Genomic DNA, 20,252 nt, shown 5'->3' on the forward strand with positions numbered 1-20,252 from the left:
AGTCATGGCCGTTGGTAAAGAAATAAAAACCAAGATTGCGAGTGTTAAAAACACTCAAAAGATCACAAGCGCTATGGAAATGGTAGCTGCCAGTAAAATGCGTAAAGCGCAGGAAGGCATGGCAGCCTCTCGTCCATATGCGACAAATATACGAAATGTGATCGGTCATATTGCGCTTGGTAACTTAGAATATCGTCATCCATATATGGAAGAACGTGAAACTAAGCGTGTTGGCTATATTGTCGTCTCAACCGACCGTGGTTTGTGTGGTGGCTTAAATATTAACTTATTTAAGAAAGTACTTGCTGATGCTGCTGAAAAGCAAGCATCAGGTGCTGAAGTTGAATTTGGTGTCGTAGGCTCAAAAGCTACATCATTTTTCAACAATATGGGCGCTAAAGTATCTGCACAAATATCTGGCTTAGGGGATTCCCCTTCACTTACTGACTTAGTTGGTAGTGTTGCGGTAATGCTTAAAGCTTATGATAACGGTGAAATTGATAAGCTATACGTTGTGTATAACAAATTTGTTAATACTATGACGCAAGACGCGACAATTGATCAATTGTTACCTCTACCTAAATCAGATGACGAAGAAATTAGTCATCGTTGGGATTATATCTACGAACCTGATGCTAACTCATTGTTAGATAAGTTATTAGTTCGTTATATCGAATCTCAAGTATACCAAGGTGTTGTTGAAAACATAGCTTGTGAGCAAGCTGCCCGTATGGTTGCGATGAAAGCCGCAACAGATAATGCTGGTGATTTAATCGACGATCTACAGTTGGTATACAACAAAGCGCGTCAAGCGGCAATCACTCAAGAATTGGGTGAGATTGTTGCTGGTGCAGCTGCGGTAGGGTAAGCAGATAATTCAGTAATGAATAAATCTGAAACAATTTTCGTAATTTAACGACAAGTTAGCCTAAGCGAAGCTGGGCTAACTTAAATTAAGAGGAATAAACATGAGTACAGGTAAAGTCGTCCAAATAATTGGCGCAGTTGTGGATGTAGAATTTCCACAAGATGCCGTACCTCAGGTATATGACGCATTAAAGATAACTGAAGGTGACCTTGAAGGTTTAGTACTTGAAGTGCAACAGCAGCTTGGTGGCGGCGTTGTGCGTACTATCGCAATGGGTACATCTGACGGTTTGCGTCGTGGTCTGAATGTAGTAAATACAGGTCAAGGAATCCAAGTACCAGTTGGTGTTGAGACTTTAGGTCGCATCATGAACGTACTGGGTGAGCCAATTGATGAAGCTGGCCCTATCGGCGAAAAAGACCGTTGGTCTATTCACCGTGAAGCACCTGCTTATGCTGAACAATCAATGTCTAACGAATTGTTAGAAACTGGTATCAAAGTAATCGATTTAGTTTGTCCATTCGCTAAGGGTGGTAAAGTTGGTCTTTTCGGTGGTGCTGGTGTTGGTAAAACAGTAAACATGATGGAACTTATCCGTAACATCGCAATCGAGCACAGTGGTTACTCAGTATTTGCTGGTGTTGGTGAGCGTACACGTGAAGGTAACGATTTCTATCACGAAATGAATGATTCTAATGTACTTGATAAAGTATCATTAGTTTACGGCCAAATGAACGAGCCTCCAGGAAACCGTTTACGTGTTGCCTTTACTGGTTTAACTATGGCTGAGAAATTCCGTGACGAAGGTCGTGACGTATTATTCTTTGTTGATAATATCTATCGTTATACTCTTGCGGGTACTGAAGTTTCTGCACTTCTTGGACGTATGCCATCAGCGGTTGGTTATCAACCAACACTTGCTGAAGAAATGGGTGTATTACAAGAACGTATTACTTCAACTAACAAAGGTTCAATCACTTCAATCCAAGCGGTATACGTACCAGCAGATGATTTAACTGACCCTAGCCCTGCAACTACTTTTGCTCACTTAGATGCAACTGTTGTATTAAGTCGTGATATTGCTTCGCAAGGTATTTATCCTGCGATTGACCCACTAGATTCATCTTCACGTCAACTAGATCCATTAGTAGTTGGTACTGAACATTATGAAACTGCTCGTGGCGTTCAAACAGTATTACAACGTTACAAAGAACTTAAAGATATCATCGCCATCTTAGGTATGGATGAGTTATCTGAAGAAGATAAGCAAACTGTATCTCGTGCACGTAAGATTCAGCGTTACTTATCTCAGCCGTTCTTCGTTGCTGAAGTATTTACTGGTTCTCCTGGTAAATATGTATCATTAAAAGACACCATTGCTGGCTTTAAAGGCATTTTAGCTGGTGAATACGATGATATGCCTGAGCAAGCGTTCTACATGGTTGGTGGTATTGAAGAAGCCATCGAGAAAGCGAACAAGATGTAATCATCTGGTAATTCCCTGCAGCAAAAGCGGTAGGGAATTACATGAATAGAGGTCGAGTCAAATGGCATTATTAACTGTTAATCTTAATGTAGTAAGTGCAGAAGAAAGCTTGTTTTCTGGTAGCATTAAATCATTACAGATCACAGGTAGTGAAGGTGAATTAGGCATTATGCCTGGTCACGCACCTTTACTGACCTCACTAAAACCTGGTATGGCACTTATCACTAAAGCAGATGGCACTGAAGAAGTTATCTATCTTTCAGGTGGTATGTTAGAAGTTCAACCAAATAACGTTACCGTGTTAGCTGATGTAGCTACGCGTGCTGCGGACTTGGATGAAGAAGCGGCTCTTGCTGCTAAACAACGTGCAGAAGACAACATGAACGCCCATGGCGGCGATGTTGACTATGCTGCTGTTGCTGCTGAATTAGCTCGTGCAGTAGCGCAATTACGCGTTATTCAAGCGACTAGCAAGCATAGCTAATATTTGGTTACTTTTGTTAGTAACTAGATAAATACCCTCAGGTTTAGTGACTTCTACTCTTAAAAGTAAGCGTAGAAGTAAACACAGATACCGATTTTGAAAGCCACTTTACTTTTAGTAAAGTGGCTTTTTTGTGCCTGCAGTAAAGTTGAATGTTTTGCATGAAAGAAAGAAAAATTAGATTAGGAAAGTATTAACTTATTAACGGCATTAATTTTGGTATATCTAAGTGATATTTTACCACAAAACTATCGAATGCTGACCATTGTTCAATAGCTAGTGATCTCAAATGATTATTAATTTTTGCATCATTTGTATTATCTAAATACCATAAGCCATTTATAAAGTAGCTATAAAGAAGATAGTAAGTTAATAATATTTTATTCGGCTTGTAACTTGGTACTAAGGACATATAGCGATTAACAATCTCATCTATGTGGAGAGGTGAAATGTTATTAATAGCAATGAACATTGATAAGTCGAAATCTACCGGTGCTAAATGGCTACATTCGAAATCTATTAACCAAGATTGTCGCGTTTCATCAATAATAATATTGCTGTAATTTATATCACCATGGCAAATAATATTAGTGACATCAGAGCGCTTCTGTTCGATACCAATCTTTAAAGTCAGTGTTTCAGTGATGTCTGCTAAGAAAAGTTTTTGTTGTGATGGTATTGAGTTGGGGTTAGTGAATAAGCGCCGTACTGACTCAGAAGTATCTAAACAGGGAATAGTTTTAGCATTCGGTTGTGGTACTAACTGATGTAATTTAGCCATGAGAGTTAGGCCAGTATCAATACACTGACTACTGCTAAGTTCATTTTTATCCAGTGTAATACCCACAATATAGTCAGTGACTAACCAAGCATTGTCATGGTAGATAATTCTTGGGCTTAGGCCATGTTTAGCTGCATATTTGCTAGATAAAACCTCTGTTTCAGCAGTTTCACTATTTAATTTTTTTACAAAAAAAACCTGTAAGGCAGTCGTCACTTTAATGCAGGTGTGACTCATGCCATCAATCAACAATGAAATATCTACTACCTTTTCAAAACAAGGTAGGGATCTGAGTGAGTTAAGTTGTGAAGAGGTAAGCGACATTAAACTATCTAGTGTTAGCTATAGCAGAAGGTTGTAAATTCGTTGAAGACTTTTGGTAAAGTTTCAACCATTTATGATAGCCGTAACCAGCAACAATAACGAAAACAATAAATAAAACGGTAGTCGGAATTAAGCCTTTTTCAAGATATAAATAGATAGAAGCTAAATCAATAACAATCCAATAAAGCCAGTTTTCTAACACTTTGTTAGCCACTAAATAAGTAGCAAATACCGCATAAACCGTGGTGAAGGTATCTAAGTAAGGAAAGTGTGCAGGAGAATAATTATCCATAAGATAACCTAACCCCATCGCCAGTAGTGCTAGGGCAGCACAAACCTTGATATGCCAACTTAATTGCCAGCTAACGATGGTTAGTTGGCTACTTTCATTTTGATTTTGATCAGGTTGTTTAGACCATTGCCAATAACCATAAACCGCCATTAACAGGTAATAGGCGTTCAAAGCGCTATCCATTAATAATAAAACGTCATAAAAGATAACAGTATATAGTGCTGTACTTATAAAGGCTGCTGGCCAACACCATCGTGAGCCTTTAGCGGCTAGAATCACGTATGCTATTGAAAGCACCATAGCAACTAGCTCAAGCCATGGCAGCTGTTGAAAATAGGCCGATACACTGTTTAATAATTCTGTCATTAACTTTCTGCTTCAACTTGTGAACGATCACCATTAATAAATTTACAGACAAAAACTGCAGCACCTGTGGTTTTATGAACGTGCTTAATTTCAGCCATTACATGGTTCACCGCAAGATCGTAATCACCAAATACTTGCGTACTCATACCGTTGGTTATCACTTGTAAACCTTCAACACCTCTCAGTCGTTTTATAAACGCCCAAATTTCTGTTTTATACTGTTCTTCTGCTAGTGGGTATAAGCTCAGTTCGATAGATATTTTCATAAGTTACCTCTCAAGGTTTTTGGAAGTGAGGTTAGTCACTTCCAAGTTTATATCAGTAGTGATTAGAATTGATAATCTAGCGTAGCGCCGAAGACTAATGGCTCTGAAAGCTGCGTGTATTGTTTTGCAGTATAGCCATCACGAGGGTCATTACCAAAGTAAAAACCTCGATTTGCGTAGTCTTCATTTGCTAAGTTACGACCCCAAATCTTTATCTGCCAATTATCTTGTATATAAGCGACTGAGGCATTTAATAGTGCAACGGATTCTGATTGCTCGTCATGGCTATCGGAAAAGTAAAAACTATCTTTACCATCAACTGACAAGTTAATTAACCAATGGTCAGTAGGTTGAACATTTATGCCGACGTTAAATTGATAATTTGGCGCATGGGCCTGTTCACGCCCGCTTAATGAAACACCATCAGCATTAACAAAATCATTGAACTCTGTATCAAGTAAACCGAGTGACCCGTACACGTTTATTAAGTCATTTATATACCAAGCACCTTCAATTTCAACACCATAGTTACTACCCGTAGCGGCGTTACCTAAATAGCTAATAAATTCAGAGCTACCATCTTCACGTATTATGGTTTTAGAACTCTTAACTTGCATGTCTTCGCGATCCATATAGAAAACCGAAGTTCGAACATAAGCACTGTTCTCGAGTAAAGAAACTTTGTAGCCGATTTCATAATTCAATAAATACTCAGGGTCAAAAGTACGTAAATCTTCAGGTAAAGTACCATCGGTATTATGCCCACCCGCTTTATAGCCTCGGTTAATTGATCCGTACCACATACTGTCTTCATTTTGCTGGTAACTAAGTACTAACTTACCACCCACCATTGTATCGTCGATCCTGTCATCAAATAAATCTGAATTGTTATAGTCAGCACTGCGATTTTCAATGCGTAAGCCTGACATTAACGACCATTTTTCAGCAATTTGAGTATCTAATTGACCATACAACGCTACACTCGTGCTTTCGTTAATTGAAGTAAAGTCACCGCTAGCATAAGTGTATTGGCGTAAAAGGTCTTCATCGTCTTGTTTAAAGTAAACGCCTGCAACCCAAGCAGTACTGCCATTAAAAATTTCTTGGCCTTGGTTAGAAACCGCACGTAACTCAGTCGTTAATACGGTTTTATCACGGTAATAATGGTCAGTAGATGAGTAGCCATCAAAATCAGCTAAACAGCCAGATGGGGTAATGCATGGGTCTGGAGTATAAACAGGGTCATCACTGCGCCACTCATATTCGCCAAAGGCCCAATCTTCATCGTAACCATAGCCTAAATCTGTATCTGAATGGCTGACAATGGCTAATAGGGTGGCGCTTTCAAAACCTGTATAGGTAAATTTTGCTGAAAAGGCAGCTGTTTCTTGTTGGTCAAAACCAGGTTGGTCTGAATAGGTTTCTCTGGTGTTATCTAAAGAAAATACATCATAGCCATTATCAAAATCGAAATAGAATCCAGCAAGGTCAATGGTTAGATCATTACTTGCTTCTATGGCTAACTTGCCACGTACGCTTAATTCATCACGATTGTTGGTATCATCTCGTTGTAAATGGATATTTTCGGTAAAACCGTCACTGTTATGTTGGTTGACGGCTAGACGATAATTCACTGTATCACTTGCAGGTCCAGATAAGGCAACACCCATATCGTAAGAATTATAATTACCAACACCCAGTTGAACAGCACCTTCAAAATCTTCTGTGGGTTCATTGGTGGTAATATTGATCATGCCTGCAATTGCGTTAGCACCAAAACGTGTGCCTTGAGGACCTCGAAAAATTTCAGCTTGCTTCACATCAAATAAATTAGCGATGCTGCCAATACCAGTAAAGTCGATATCGTCAATAATCATACCTACAGAGGGGTTGATCGGCTCTTGAAATTGACTACGTTCACCAATGCCACGAATTTGATAATAACGTGCTCGCTGTGAGCCACTGGCAAAGTTAACATTAGGGCTAACAGCAACTAATTCTTCGAGATGACGTGCATTTCGTTGATTAATTTCAATATCGGTTAAAACCGATAAAGAAGCTGGAGTATTTTGTAAGTTTTGCTGGCGAAAATCACTGGTGACCGTGATAGTTTCAAGATTGCCGGTATTGCCGGTATTGCCGGTATTGCTGGTGTCATTATTCGCTTGCTGTTCAGCTGAAGCGGTAACGTTAAATAGACTTGCAGTGATAGCTAAACAGGTAGCAGATTTGGAGAACGTCATAAAATCTCATCAAAAAAAAGTAGGAGCGTGTGCAAGGAGGATAATTTTGATGAATTTTTTAGATTTATCTACAATACCAATTCTATTAATATATTAACTATTCAGCGAGAATTAAAAGGTTTATTAGGCAAGGCTTTGATTGCAGAGAATGGTTATTCCCTTGTCGCAATCAATAACGCTGCATATAAGCCTTTACCTTTTATTAGGTACTCGCCTTTGGGAGCTCGTTAGGAAAGTGATAACGGCACGAATTTATTTGATTTAGAATGACTAAACTTTCACAAATTCTATTTGTTCTAACTTCCCTAGCGTAGCTCTGACTAAGTCATATATAAATGGACTTGGTATCCACCATCCCTATGCCAAAAAATTAAGTAAACTAATTTTCTGCCCAGGTTCAAAGAGTATATTTCTCAGCGACAAATCAGTTAAAAATAATTAAATGACAGCGCACCCCTTGGTTCAACGCTATTCTAGCAAATAAATACACTATAATCTTTTTATTGTTTGGTACCTTAGGTATATTGGGGAATCCACATTGTGGTAATTTCTTATAATGCTAATTGGAGTCATTTATCGTCCTCTTGGTATAAATCAAAAGTAGTGAGTGTTTATGTTTCCTAATTGGCAATTAGTGCTGTTAAGTTTGGCTTATATTGGCCTATTATTTTTAATTGCTTTTTTAGGTGACCGATACCGACACCAGTTGGCTAGAAAGGGACAGAGCATTATTTATGCACTGACCTTGGGGGTTTACTGTACCTCTTGGAGTTTTTTAGGAACAACAGGACAAGCATCGACCAGTTTACTGTCTCACTTACCTATTTATTTAGGGCCCATTCTATTATTCGTTTTTGCTTGGCCATTTATCCAACGTATTATTCGCGTTAGTTTAAAACTTCATTTAACCTCAATTGCTGATCTATTGGCAGCTCGATTTGGTAAGTCTCACAATCTCGCTATCATGGTCACAATTGTTGCGCTCGTTGGCACCATGCCTTATATCGCGCTGCAGCTTAAAGCTATGGTGTATTCATTTCAGCAACTTCAAATAGACCAAAGCTTAAATAGCTGGCACATCGGTCTAGTTGTTAGTTTAGTTCTAGCTATGTTTACCGTTTTATTTGGTATTAGACATATCGATGTCACTGAGCGACACCCAGGTGTGATGCTGGCCATTGCCTTTGAATCTTTAGTGAAGTTAGCGGCCTTTTTAGCGGTAGGTATCTTCGTTTGTTTTGTCTTGTATGACTCGCCAGCAGATATTTGGCAGCAGGCCAATGCTGATGAATTATTAGAACAGCAATTAACCATAGACAATGTAACGTCAATGTTTGCCATGTTGGTGATTGTTATGGCGGCTTTCTTGTCTTTGCCAAGGCAATTCCAAGTCATGGTTGTTGAGCTTAAGGATCAAAGAGATACTTGGTTAAGTCGTCGAGTTTTCCCTATATATATTTTAATTTTTGCCTTTTTTGCTGTGCCGTTGGGGTTAGCTGGTCAAATGCTTCTTGGTAATACGGTGCCTTCTGATACCTACGTACTCTTTCTTCCTGACGTTACCCAACAAACATGGTTGACCTTATTTGCCTTTTTAGGTGCAGTCTCGGCAGCAAGTTCTATGGTCATTATCTCTTCGATTGCTTTGAGTACCATGTTGAGTAATGAAATTGTTTTCCCTCTGCTTTATCGTCGTCAAAAAGTAGCACAGACTGACTATGATAACTTTCGCAAGCGATTGTTAAATATTAGAAAATTATTGGCTTTGTTTGTTATTTTATTAGGTTATGGTGTTTTCATCATGGCTTCACCAGATACACTCTCTTCATTAGGGGAAGTGGCCTTTGGCGCTTTCGCACAATTAACACCAGCCCTTATTGCTGCTTTTTATTGGCGTCGTGCTAGTTTAATGGGCGTTTATGCAGGGATTTTAGTGGGTTTTATTTTGTGGCTTACTCTTAACTTTTTACCTCAGTTTGGTCTATATGCTTCGCCTTTTGCCGAAGGCTTTTTGCCTGTTAAAACCACGGCGACCTTATTTAGTTTAGGCGCTAACATTATTGTAATGTGGGCTTTGTCTCAAATCAGCAGACAAAGTGTACAAGAGCGAGTTCAAGCATCATTGTTTTTAGAGTGGCAGTCACCTAAGTTATTAAAAGTAGAGAAAAAAAGACAGCTTGATGTACAAGAATTAGAACTGTTAGCCTCGCGTTTCGTTGGTTTGGAAAAAGCACAAGCTAACTTTAATTCCTTTTTATCATCGCATGATAAAAAGGAGTTGGGCAATGTCATTTATAATCAACAATTGATCCAACATACCGAAAATACCTTAGCTACGGTTATGGGCTCATCTTCGGCACGACTAGTGCTTTCTTCCGCATTAGATGGTCGTGATATTGCCCTAGAAGAGCTGGCGGTACTTGTTGAAGATGCATCTAGTCAACAGCAAGAATTTTCTCAACATTTACTACAAAGTGCCATTGAGAATGCGAGTGAGGGCATTTCGATTGTTGATGATGAGTTACGCTTAGTGGCTTGGAATAAAAAATACTTAGACTTATTCGAATACCCCCCTGAATTAGTCTATATGGGCAGCCCAATATCCGCCCTTATTCGTCATAACGTGAAACGAGGTTTGTGCGGCTCTGGTGATATAGAGTCACAGGTAGAGCGTCGTTTAGATTTTTTACGTAAAGGTAGCCCGCATAGCTCGGAGCGGCAACAAGTGAGTGGCCAAACTATTCGCATTGAAGGTAATCCGCTTCCTGGTGGCGGTTTTGTCATGCTATTTTCTGATATCACGGCATATCGACAAGCAGAGCAAGTCCTCAAAGAAGCAAACCTTGATCTTGAAACCCGTGTTTATGAACGTACGCTAACGTTAGCTAAAACGAATGAAGCGCTAGCGAAGGCACATGAGAAAGCAGAACAAGCGCATTTGAAAAAGAGTCAATACCTAAACGCTTGTAGCCATGACTTAATGCAGCCGCTTGAAGCTGCGAGATTATTTACTTCAGCATTGTCAGAACAAAATAATTTAACGACTGATCAGCAAAGGCAAGTCGAAAATATCGATCGCTCTCTCAAAGCGGCGAACGATTTATTAGCTGATTTAGCAGAAATTGCGCGATTAGAAAGTGGCAACATCAAAGCTAATATTCAAGCATTCGCACTGAATGAATTATTTGAAGATTTAGCGCAAGAATTTTCGGCCCTTGCGATCGAGAAGTCAGTAGAGTTTCGTTTGGCGGTGAGTAAAGTATGGGTGAAGTCAGATAGGCACTTATTAAGACGTATCATTCAAAACCTTGTTGGTAATGCCTTTAGGTATGCAAGTCCAGGCAAAGTATTATTGGGTGCCCGAGTCTTTAATAATCAAGTAATCATACAAATTTTAGATAATGGGCCGGGTATTCCAGTTGAGAAGCAGGTCCTGGTGTTCGAGCAATTTACCCAACTTAATACCCCAAATAATCATGCGGGCAGAGGATTAGGTTTAGGGCTTAACATCACACAAAGTTTGGCGCAGTTATTGGGACACACGTTAAGCTTACAATCAAAAACTATGCAAGGCTGTAAATTTTCTGTGCAAGTAGAACAAGCTGAGCCACTAGTACAAAGTCGTATTGTTAATAACCCAAGCTTTATCGTTGCTTTAAAAGACATTACTGTATTATGTATTGATAATGATCCAGATGTACTCAGTGGCATGGTTGAGCTACTTTCAGCATGGCAATGTAATATCCTCGCAGCAGATTCTAGAGAAACAGCCTTAGAAGAGTTTGCTAATCACAGTAATGAGATTGATATATTACTGGTAGATTATCAATTGGGTTATCAAACTGATGACCCACAAGGCAAACAAGTTGATGGCTTAACCTTAATTAGTGATTTACGTAGCCAATGTCATCATTCGTTACCCGCAATATTAATCACGGCGACAACGGAGCCTGGGATTGAAGATAAGGCTAGAAGTTTAGATGTGGGATATATGCGTAAATTAGTGAAACCAGCAGCGTTAAGGGCGATGATGAGTGCCATGCTTGCTAAGAAACTACAAGCAGATTACGTCGGTTATAGTTAGGTTGGCACAGTCGGTAAGACAATCTTATTGTGTAGATTTTAGTTAACATAAGCATGACGAAAAAAGCTGCTACATATTATGTAACAGCTTTTTTTATTACCATTGCACTCGGCTATGTTATACATAGCAGTCGCCATTTAGGATGCAAGATTAAACCGAAATTAGAAACACCTTTAGTTAAGGAACTCTATTTGTTTTTTATGTTCTAAACACATCACTACGTTGTTATACCTGGTATTGAAATAGCTCAAACACCAATGAAACATGCATCTTGAATGGTATTGAATATGTATTTCTTAGAAGATAGTCATGACTTACGATATGGAACTCACAAAATGAAGCTTATACAATGAAAAAACCTTTACTGTTGAACAACAAAACCTTGTTTGCCCTACTTGTTACCCTCAGTTGCGTGATGTCTTCACCAGCGTTAGCAAAAAAATCAAAAGCCGTCGAATTTAATGAAGTTGTTATTAATTCACCGTTTAAACTTACTCAAGAAATTATTGCAGCAGATGTACTGCCAAGTAAGGGGAAAGAGCTCGTTACTTTTTCTATTGATGAACAGAGTAATCGTTGGTTAATCATTTATCAGTTAGACCATACGGCTAATCAATATGTTGTTGCGGAAAAAATCATCGTGCCTAAAGCCTTTTATCGCTTTGATTTAAGTAAGCAAACGGACGAGAAACAACAAAGTATTTATTTCCTTTCTACTGATTCTTTATTCCAATATCAAACAAATAAATTTAAGCGGTTGGCAAAGATAGAGTCACTCTATATTCAAGAACAGGCGGACTTTATTAGCCGAGGCGACTTCATTCAAGACTTAAACAATGATGCTTTTGATGACGTCGTCATTGCTGATTTTAATAAAACTCATGTTTTTATAGGGCAAGGGTTGAACACGTTTGCTAAACAAACATTGCCAATAATGCCCAGTGTCCGTGTTTTATCTGCAGGAGCAAGTTACACCGAGACCAAGCTATATTTTAGTGATGTTAACTTTGATGATAAAACGGATATCTTAGTGGTGGGTGATGGTGAAATGCTTGTTTATTCACAATATGGAGCGAGTTACTTTACTAAAGAAGCAACAAGTATAACGATCAATAAAGCAATCAGTGGCACTGAATGGTGGAATAAACGTGATGAAAGCGGTGAACAATTAGACCAAAGTGATTTGGAATATAGGAAGATTGAAGAACTGCGAGATGTTAATGCTGATGGTATGACTGATATGGTCGTGCGCTATACCAAAACTTCAGGTGTGCTTGATCGCGTGAACGATTATGAAATTTTCCTTGGTAATAAAAATCAAGGAATGTTGGGCTATGCACAAGAGGCTGACAGCGTTATTCACGCAGAAGGCACATTAACAGGTCTAGAGTTTGTTGATATTAATAATGATGACAAACTTGAGGTATTGCTCGCGGGCTTTGATATTGGCCTATCGCAAATTATTGGTGCTTTAGTTACCGGTGGTATTGACCAAGATGTTTACGTCTTTAAAATGAATAAAGAAGATAAATTCCCAACCCGGCCGGCGATTAAAAAAGGGGTAGAACTCACCTTTAGCTTAACCTCTGGGCAAAGTGGTAGTGCTATTGTTAAGTTAGCAGACTTAAACGGGGATGGGTTGAAAGAGCTTGTTTTATCGGATGATGACGATGAGTTGAAAATATACCTAGGTATAAAAACCAATAAGAAGAAAAAATCATTTAAAAAACGTAGTGTTAGTTATGATACTCAGCTACCAAAAGATGGCAATCTGGTGATGGTTGAAGATTTAAATGGCGATGGTAAAGACGATTTGTTGATGAAGTTCTCTCGTCTTGATGGTGAAGATAAAGCTAAGCAGTTTAAAGTGCTCTTTTCTCAGTAAGTCCATGTGATAATACCAAACCAGTGGTACTAATGTAGTGAACAAATAATGAAACAAGCCATTTGTGGTTATCATCAAGATGAAGAACACCATTGGGTGGCGCAACTTGCCTGTGGGCACTTCCAACATGTTAGACACAATCCTCCTTTTACGAATCGGCCTTGGGTCATTTCATTAAAGGGGCGTCAAGGTATGCTGGGCCATCTCTTAAAATGTAAGAAGTGTGATGAAGCAGCGCCTAAGGATAAGCTGTAAAGTACAGTCAGGTGCTTGTTGAGTATTTACTGGGGTAGCAATAGCTCAACAAGCACCTGAGTTTTTATAGAGAGTTTGCTTTTGACCACAGGGCATCAGCCGCTTGAAATTGCCCTTGTTTACTATGGACTTGTGCAAACGCTTGTAAATCCTGACGGTCATATTGCGTACCATATTCGGTATCTTCTAGTTTTAATAGGCTACCAAAAGCTTTTTCTGCCATAGAATATTGTTCACTTTTCATGGCTAAATGACCTAAACAACTCAACCATTTACCACTATGGATATTCTTATGGAGTTGCTTCTGAACTATCGCAATTAACTCATCGGCGCGCTTAATAGGTAAATTACGAATTTGTTTTAAAAAGTCGCCACTGGGTGATTTTTTAAAAAGCGGTACTAATAACTTATTTAACGGCTCGGTGATTTCGTTTTCGGTTAATACTTTACAGTAAGCAAATAACACCGCTTCTCGTTGTTTAACCTTACGGCTCAGACCATTCCAATTATCGTGCAGTACTTCGCTATCATGCTGTTTGATGCTTTCATTAAAGCTACCGTAATAGGCGAGTTGCTCCCACGTTTGAACCGTTTCATCCAGAATTGTCTTTTCTTTACGCGCCGCTGCTATGTATTGCACGGCTTGTGCAAAGCGTTGCTCTATGATGCATAAATCAATTTCAAGTGCCAATAAGCGGGCGTCATGGCCAATTTGTTTGTGGTTTTCATCAATTAGCGCACGGGCTTTAGCGTAGGTTTCAGTTTTATCTTGGTTCATTAACAATTTAATATTAACAATGACACTTTCTAAACCAACGTCTTTGAGTTTAACGGTTTCTTTTTCAAGTAATGCTAAATAGTGATTGGTATTACTATTTAAGTCTAACTTTGCAGATGCCGAGGCAGCAAGTAGGTAAGCGCTTTGTTTTCTTTTAGATGGAATAGCACTTTTAGCAAATAACGCTTCTGCTTGGCTATAATCCTCTAACATATACGCGGCAAGACCCTTATTGAAGTTGGCAATGCCACGACGTTGTCCGGCAAAAGCAAGCTTATTCCAGGTACCAAAGCTAATATTTAAACCACCGCGTAATAGTTTTAAACTAATAACTAGCGCAATAAAGAGTAGCGTTAACATAATACCAGCTGATAATACGGTTAACTCAATGGTGGTGTTACCCATAGCAATAAGAATGTAACCTTTTTCATCGATTAAAAAAGGGCTTATTGCCATCACACTGAAAAAGATGATTAAGGCAATGATAATGCGGATCATAACTGACCTCCACTCGCTTTTTCACTTTCAGGTTTAGGGCTATCTTTTGGTGCTGATGAGGGTTCAGCAAGTTGTTCAACAACCTGTTTTTCCGTTTGTTCAACTTTTACACTTTTTGACTTAGACGTTTGCGGTTTCGTTACTTGCTTGGAATCTTGCAGCAAACGTTTTATTGCCGCTAATGAACGTAAATCACTTGGGTAGTCATAATGAATAGTCTGTTGCTTGAGCTGTTCTATCGATTGATAGAACCTTTTGTTTACAGGCGAGTTCATATCGAAGAATTCATTTAACCATTGCTGAATATCAAGCAGAGTTTGTTGGTAAATTTCTTCTTTTTGCTCACTAGCCGCCCATTGCACCAGTTGTATTTTTAGACTTAAATTTTGCTTTAAGTGTTGTTGTTGATCCGGCGCCATTAGTGGCTCAACCATACCTGTTCTTCTGCGAACAGTGATGAAGTCGTTGAGGAATTTATGCCAGGTTTTGGCTAAGTTTTCTTGCCAATCACCGATATTATCAGATAAGGCAAGATCTTCTGTCGTTTGATCGAGTGCTTCAGTCAAGTTTACGCCAGCTAGCATTAAAGTTGGCACCTGTTTGTTAAGGGCCATCAAGGTCAAAATAGCTTCTTGATTTTGCAGTGTAGGCATCAAGGCTAAGCTTTCAATATCTTCATTAATTAATGCGCGTACGGGCAAAAATTTAGGTTGATCCAATTCTTTAAGGCGATTATCTGCATCACGCAGTAAGTTGATAGCCGCTTTAGTGTCTCGCTCTAACCACATGGTGCGCGCCGCTACACGAACTAGATATTCTGCTTCATGTATTAGCCAATCGTTAGGTTGACGCAGGCTCACTTGCTGCTCTAACTGCCTTATCTGAGTCGTTAGTTGTTGTAGTTGAGTATCACTATCAAGGTGTGCTTTTTTAGCACTCTCTTGTGATTGACTGGTCGTTCTATGTTGTTGCTGTAACTGTCGGCTAAATTCTGCCGTTAAGCTATTTTTCAACTGTGCTTGGCTTTGTTGTATTGCTTGCTGGTTTTGTTGATTCAGCGTTAATAGTTGCGCGCTACTTTGTTGCTGTTGCCAAACATAATGACCAATAGATGCGAAAATACTCACTGAGGCAATCACTAGTGCAATAATCGCCGTTTTATTAGAAGGCTTGTCAGCTGTCTCCTGTGTATTTGATGGGGAAGGTTTCCTTGCTCCGGCACTGGCCGTTGATTTTTTTGGCTCAGGTTTTGAAAGCGTAGCTTTTTTAGTATCAGCGTTATCATTCTCTGTAGCTGAAGTTTTATTGGCAGTACTGCTAGGTGGGAGTGTAGCGTCCTGTTTTTTCTCGGTATCGCTATTATCCGATAGTGTGTTTTTAGGGACTTCATTATCCGACATAATTCTATATTCCATCGTTATTTACTTTATAAATAGGCTTACGAACAAGAGAGTGCTTGTAACGTATTACAGAGTATTTGAGAGCTGGCGCCATGGGTATTAATGACCCGTTTTAAGCCTAAGGCTTTGGCATTTTTTTCAATGCGATCACTGACCACAACCCACAAACATTGAGATTGCCAATAATTATCTGTGCTATTTGTTGTACTGGCTAGGTACTTTAGTAATGCTAATAATATATCGTTACTGGTAACGACAATACAGTTAATTTTTTGTGCTCGCCATTGCTCAGCAATAATTATTGGTAATGTTCGCCATACACGTTGGTAACTTTCGATATATCGAACCTCAGCACCACGTAGCGTTAAGCTGTTAGCAATGTGCTCTCGTCCACCATTGCCACGAAAGATTATTATCCTTTTACCTATAACTTTAGACAATTGTGGCAGTTTAAGTAAACCCTCACTGTGCTCTTGCTGTGGAGGTGGTGATAAAATGGTGGTCATGCCTATTGCTTGTAATGCTTTTTTGGTGGCATTACCGACAGCAAAAATGGTTTGAGATAAGTTGTTAGGTAGAGGATAGCTGGCGTGAGCAAATTCAACGGCAGCAACACTAACAAAGATCAATATATCTGCGTTTTCTAGCGCGGTAGCTATGTCGTTAGCGCTAGCATTCTTTTGATAATCAAATAAGGTTTGGCTGGTATTAAGTATGCCTTGTTGATTGAGTAACAAGGCGAGTTGCTGAGCTTTAGCTTTAGGTCGAGTAATTAGGACCTTAAGTGGTTTTACTGGCATAAGTAAAACCTGCTCATTTATAGGTGTCTCAAGTGGGGTCACTTGAGACATTTTTTTGGCAGATTTAGCTGTTTTTGATATCATTTTCTGAATAAACTTGCTGTAAAATTTTATCTGCACCTCGGCTTAGTAACTCTTGCGCGAGTTTATTGCCGAGCGCTTCACCTTCTTCAACAGGGCCGGTGATTTCACTTTCTATCATTTCACTACCATCGACAGAGCCAACTAAGCCACGTAAGTGGATATTTTTACCATCAGCAGAAATAACACCATAGCTACCGATAGGAACCTGGCAACCGCCTTGTAATGCTCTATTCATTGCACGTTCTGCAAGAACACGAATACGGGTGGTAGCACATTCTAATGGTGCTAATAAGGCTTTAATTGTCGCATCATCATTACGACATTCAATGCCAACAGCGCCTTGGCCATTTGCAGGAAGCATTTCTTCTGGTTCGATAAACTGTGCAATACGCTCGCTCATTTCTAAGCGAATTAGGCCTGCAGCGGCTAATATAATAGCGTCGTACTGACCTTCATCTAATTTTCTTAGGCGGGTATTTACATTGCCACGTAAATCACGAATATCTAAATCAGGGCGGCTTGCTTTTAATTGACACTGACGGCGTAAGCTTGAGGTGCCAACAATAGAGCCTTGTGGTAAATCACTTAATGATTTGATGGTATTAGAAACAAAAGCATCACGGGGATCTTCACGAGGACAAATGACTTCTAATCCTAAGCCTTCTGGAAAATCGACAGGAACATCTTTCATTGAATGAACAGCAATATCAGCACGGTCTTCAAGCATTGCTACTTCAAGCTCTTTAACAAATAAACCTTTACCGCCGACTTTGGCTAAAGGCGTGTCTAAAATGATGTCGCCTTTCGTTGTCATAGGCACTAATTCAACATTAATACCGTCATGAAAATGCTCAAGTTGCGCTTTAACATATTCTGCTTGCCATAAGGCGAGGGCGCTTTTACGCGTGGCAATTCGTACTGTAGTGTTATTCATTCGATTTATCCAAATATATAATTATTACTGTGCTGAAAGCGTTAATTCAGTTTCAGCTTGCGTGCTTACAGCATTTGATAAAAACTGCCAAAACTCTTCACCGCTGCGTTTGTCTGTCCAACTATCATTATTCAGGACAAAATGGTGGCCATTGAATTTTGTTGCTACCCATATTTCATGCAAGGGTGCTTGCTTGTTTATTATCACTTTGCTGTTATTTTTAAAAGTCAGCGTTAATAACCCGCCAACTCCTTCGTAATCTATGTCGACACCAGAGTCTTCAATCGCCTCTTCTATAGCGAGAAGAAGTGCTTCGGCGATCAAGTTGTATTGGCTATCGTTCATTGCTTATCCTTTAAATACATTATTTGTCTAAGTGAGTATAATTGTTGATAAGCATGTGAGTATAATAGCAATCAGACAAAATAAATATAGATACAGAGCGGTTAAGTTAAGCTAAAAAGCTTGATTTAAACGACTTTCATGGCAAAAAACCATCATGCGTACCAATAGACTTCATTACTTACATCAAAAGCTACATCAAAAGTTAAAGCTTAAATCAATTTTACTGACCTTTGTTGCTGTCACTTTTTTATCTGCGTGTGGCATTAAAGGTGATTTGTACCAAACACCTGAGCAAGCGGTTACTTCAAAAACTGAAACGGTAGCGCAAAGTGATGAAAGCCAAGAGAAAAGTATAAGTAAAAGTGTTGAGTCGCAAGATAAATCGGTGACTACGCTTGATGAATCACAAAAAAAACAAGCCGTTCAACAGCCTATTGAGCAAATAGAACAAGCTACTAACCAGTCAACAGATCAAGTTAAAGAGCAACAATAATGTTAGTCAATTTTTCTAAAATGCATGGTTTAGGTAATGACTTTTTAGTGCTTGATAATGTCACACAAAATGTTTTTTTATCGCCAGAACAAATCACTAAGTTTGCTAACAGAAACTTCGGTGTCGGCTTTGACCAACTATTAGTGGTTGAGCCTCCTTATGATCCAGATTTAGATTTTCATTACCGTATTTATAATGCCGATGGTAGTGAAGTAGGACAGTGTGGAAATGGCGCTCGCTGTTTCGCAAAGTTTGTCCGTATGAAAGGTTTATGCAATAAACATAAGATAAAAGTTTCTACCAGCACAGGTAAAATGAACTTACATATAGAGCGTGATGGTAATATTTCAGTCACTATGCCGGTGCCACAATTTGAACCAAAAAAAATCCCTTTTACTGCACAAAAAACAGAAGGTACTTATATTCTGCGTAGTGAAAGTGAAACGGTATTATGTGGTGCTGTCTCAATGGGTAACCCCCATTGTGTAGTGACTGTCGATAGTGTTGCAGAAGCTGATGTTGAATCACTCGGGAAAGAATTATCTGTACATGAGCGTTTCCCCGAAGATGCTAATGTCGGTTTTATGGAAATTGTTAGCCCTAATTATATTAAATTAAGAGTGTATGAACGTGGAGCAGCAGAAACGTTAGCATGTGGTAGCGGTGCTTGTGCAGCCGTTGTTATTGGTTATATGCAGAAAAAACTAGCGAAACAAGTCACCGTAGAACTGCCAGGTGGAAAATTACGAATATTTTGGCAAGGACCGGGTCATCCAGTGAAAATGTCTGGACCGGCAACACACGTATTTGATGGTCAAATATCGATATAATCCGCTACTTTCCCAATCCCTTATTAGTAATAGTATCCAATGAAAGAAGAACCTAGCAAGATGAATGATGTACAACAAGCTATCAATAGCGATGATATCCCATTAACGGATGAGTTAGTGGTAAGTTACTTACAAGATAACCCTGAGTTTTTTAATCGCAATAACAGCTTAATGACTGGCTTAAGGCTCAATGATGAGCAACGTGGGACTGTTTCTTTAGTGGAACGTCAACAACAGCAACTGCGTCAAAAAGTCTATGGATTAGAAGATGAGATTACTCAGTTAATGTCAGTAGCTAACCATAATGAGCAGTTATTTGTGCTTTATAGTGATCTATATTTACGCTTACTGGATTGTCAATCAGCGGAAGAATTACTCGATTGTTTACATCAAGCGACAACAGAATTGTTATCTTTATCCTCGTTTAAATTGTGGTTAGTTTCAGGAAATAACACCGAGGTGGCTCACCATAGTTTGTCGACTAATGATTGTGCTGGCGTTATGCAAAACCGCTTAACTAACGACGAGTACTATTTTGGTCGTTTGCAAGAAAGTGAACAAACCCTGATTTTCTCTAAGCCATGCTTAGGCTCAGTAGTATTGATTAAACTAACTCATGATGAACAAGCAGTTGGATTTTTAGCGATTGGTAGTGAAGACGCTCATCACTTCGACCCGCGTATGGATACCTTATTACTTAATCAGTTCAAACGCTTAGTTGCCAAGTTATTACACCAACAGTTATCAATGTAAGAA

The 20,252-nt window shown here is 39.1% G+C and carries 18 protein-coding genes; 9 read left to right on the plus strand and 9 right to left on the minus strand.

What is annotated here, in order from left to right; all coding sequences use genetic code 11:
• Positions 1-4 precede the first annotated feature (4 nt).
• The 3 genes from atpG (at position 5) to CPS_RS00275 (ending at position 2,838) form a co-directional block, all read left to right on the plus strand.
• A complete protein-coding gene (atpG, locus tag CPS_RS00265; protein WP_011040936.1) occupies positions 5-868 on the plus strand; it encodes a F0F1 ATP synthase subunit gamma in 864 nt (287 codons plus the stop codon).
• A 100-nt stretch (positions 869-968) separates the two neighbouring features.
• Positions 969-2,354, plus strand: a complete 1,386-nt coding sequence (atpD, locus tag CPS_RS00270) for a F0F1 ATP synthase subunit beta (RefSeq protein ID WP_011040937.1) — start codon at positions 969-971, stop codon at positions 2,352-2,354.
• A gap of 61 nt (positions 2,355-2,415) precedes the next feature.
• On the plus strand, positions 2,416-2,838 hold the full coding sequence (locus CPS_RS00275; RefSeq protein ID WP_011040938.1) for a F0F1 ATP synthase subunit epsilon: 423 nt from the start codon (positions 2,416-2,418) through the stop codon (positions 2,836-2,838).
• A gap of 193 nt (positions 2,839-3,031) precedes the next feature.
• On the opposite strand, the gene CPS_RS00280 is transcribed toward CPS_RS00275, so the two are convergent.
• From CPS_RS00280 to CPS_RS00295, 4 genes are all read right to left on the minus strand, one after another.
• Positions 3,032-3,943 (minus strand): choline/ethanolamine kinase family protein, encoded by a 912-nt coding sequence (locus CPS_RS00280; protein WP_011040939.1) that lies wholly within the window; start codon positions 3,941-3,943, stop codon positions 3,032-3,034.
• A 4-nt stretch (positions 3,944-3,947) separates the two neighbouring features.
• A complete protein-coding gene (gene pnuC / locus CPS_RS00285; RefSeq protein WP_011040940.1) occupies positions 3,948-4,601 on the minus strand; it encodes a nicotinamide riboside transporter PnuC in 654 nt (217 codons plus the stop codon).
• Positions 4,601-4,867, minus strand: coding sequence for a hypothetical protein (locus CPS_RS00290; RefSeq protein WP_011040941.1), 267 nt, complete (start codon positions 4,865-4,867; stop codon positions 4,601-4,603). The genes pnuC and CPS_RS00290 overlap by 1 nt, the downstream gene beginning before the upstream one ends.
• Before the next feature lie 62 nt (positions 4,868-4,929).
• Positions 4,930-7,110 (minus strand): TonB-dependent receptor, encoded by a 2,181-nt coding sequence (locus CPS_RS00295; protein WP_011040942.1) that lies wholly within the window; start codon positions 7,108-7,110, stop codon positions 4,930-4,932.
• A 613-nt stretch (positions 7,111-7,723) separates the two neighbouring features.
• Between CPS_RS00295 and CPS_RS00305 the strand changes: the two genes are divergently transcribed.
• From CPS_RS00305 to CPS_RS00315, 3 genes are all read left to right on the plus strand, one after another.
• Positions 7,724-11,194 carry a hybrid sensor histidine kinase/response regulator gene (locus CPS_RS00305; RefSeq protein WP_011040943.1) on the plus strand — a complete coding sequence of 1,157 codons (3,471 nt, stop codon included), beginning with the start codon at positions 7,724-7,726 and terminating at the stop codon, positions 11,192-11,194.
• A 349-nt stretch (positions 11,195-11,543) separates the two neighbouring features.
• Complete coding sequence (locus CPS_RS00310) at positions 11,544-13,079, plus strand: FG-GAP repeat domain-containing protein (RefSeq protein WP_011040944.1); 1,536 nt, start codon at positions 11,544-11,546, stop codon at positions 13,077-13,079.
• A 48-nt stretch (positions 13,080-13,127) separates the two neighbouring features.
• On the plus strand, positions 13,128-13,334 hold the full coding sequence (locus CPS_RS00315; protein ID WP_011040945.1) for a DUF3565 domain-containing protein: 207 nt from the start codon (positions 13,128-13,130) through the stop codon (positions 13,332-13,334).
• A 64-nt stretch (positions 13,335-13,398) separates the two neighbouring features.
• Here the strand turns inward: CPS_RS00315 and CPS_RS00320 are convergent, their stop codons facing one another.
• The 5 genes from CPS_RS00320 to cyaY are packed head-to-tail and all read right to left on the minus strand — an operon-like array spanning position 13,399 to position 18,173.
• Positions 13,399-14,610: a heme biosynthesis protein HemY gene (locus CPS_RS00320; protein ID WP_011040946.1), complete on the minus strand. Its 1,212-nt coding sequence runs from the start codon at positions 14,608-14,610 to the stop codon at positions 13,399-13,401.
• A complete protein-coding gene (locus tag CPS_RS00325) occupies positions 14,607-16,025 on the minus strand; it encodes a uroporphyrinogen-III C-methyltransferase (protein ID WP_011040947.1) in 1,419 nt (472 codons plus the stop codon). Before CPS_RS00325 ends, CPS_RS00320 begins: the two co-directional genes overlap by 4 nt.
• Positions 16,026-16,048: 23 nt before the next feature.
• Positions 16,049-16,894, minus strand: a complete 846-nt coding sequence (locus CPS_RS00330; protein ID WP_238383574.1) for a uroporphyrinogen-III synthase — start codon at positions 16,892-16,894, stop codon at positions 16,049-16,051.
• Positions 16,875-17,828, minus strand: a complete 954-nt coding sequence (gene hemC / locus CPS_RS00335) for a hydroxymethylbilane synthase (RefSeq protein WP_011040949.1) — start codon at positions 17,826-17,828, stop codon at positions 16,875-16,877. The genes CPS_RS00330 and hemC overlap by 20 nt, the downstream gene beginning before the upstream one ends.
• Before the next feature lie 24 nt (positions 17,829-17,852).
• Entirely contained in the window at positions 17,853-18,173 is a 321-nt protein-coding gene (cyaY, locus tag CPS_RS00340) for an iron donor protein CyaY (protein ID WP_011040950.1), read from the minus strand.
• Between the two features lie 154 nt (positions 18,174-18,327).
• Between cyaY and lptM the strand changes: the two genes are divergently transcribed.
• Genes lptM through CPS_RS00355 form a run of 3 tightly spaced genes read left to right on the plus strand, consistent with a single transcriptional unit; the run spans position 18,328 to position 20,249 of the window.
• Positions 18,328-18,666, plus strand: coding sequence for an LPS translocon maturation chaperone LptM (lptM, locus tag CPS_RS00345; RefSeq protein WP_011040951.1), 339 nt, complete (start codon positions 18,328-18,330; stop codon positions 18,664-18,666).
• Positions 18,666-19,496 (plus strand): diaminopimelate epimerase, encoded by an 831-nt coding sequence (gene dapF, locus CPS_RS00350; protein WP_011040952.1) that lies wholly within the window; start codon positions 18,666-18,668, stop codon positions 19,494-19,496. The genes lptM and dapF overlap by 1 nt, the downstream gene beginning before the upstream one ends.
• Positions 19,497-19,535: 39 nt before the next feature.
• Positions 19,536-20,249, plus strand: coding sequence for a DUF484 family protein (locus CPS_RS00355; RefSeq protein WP_232769085.1), 714 nt, complete (start codon positions 19,536-19,538; stop codon positions 20,247-20,249).
• Positions 20,250-20,252 lie beyond the last annotated feature (3 nt).

The organism is Colwellia psychrerythraea 34H, from assembly GCF_000012325.1.
Classification (GTDB): domain Bacteria; phylum Pseudomonadota; class Gammaproteobacteria; order Enterobacterales; family Alteromonadaceae; genus Colwellia; species Colwellia psychrerythraea_A.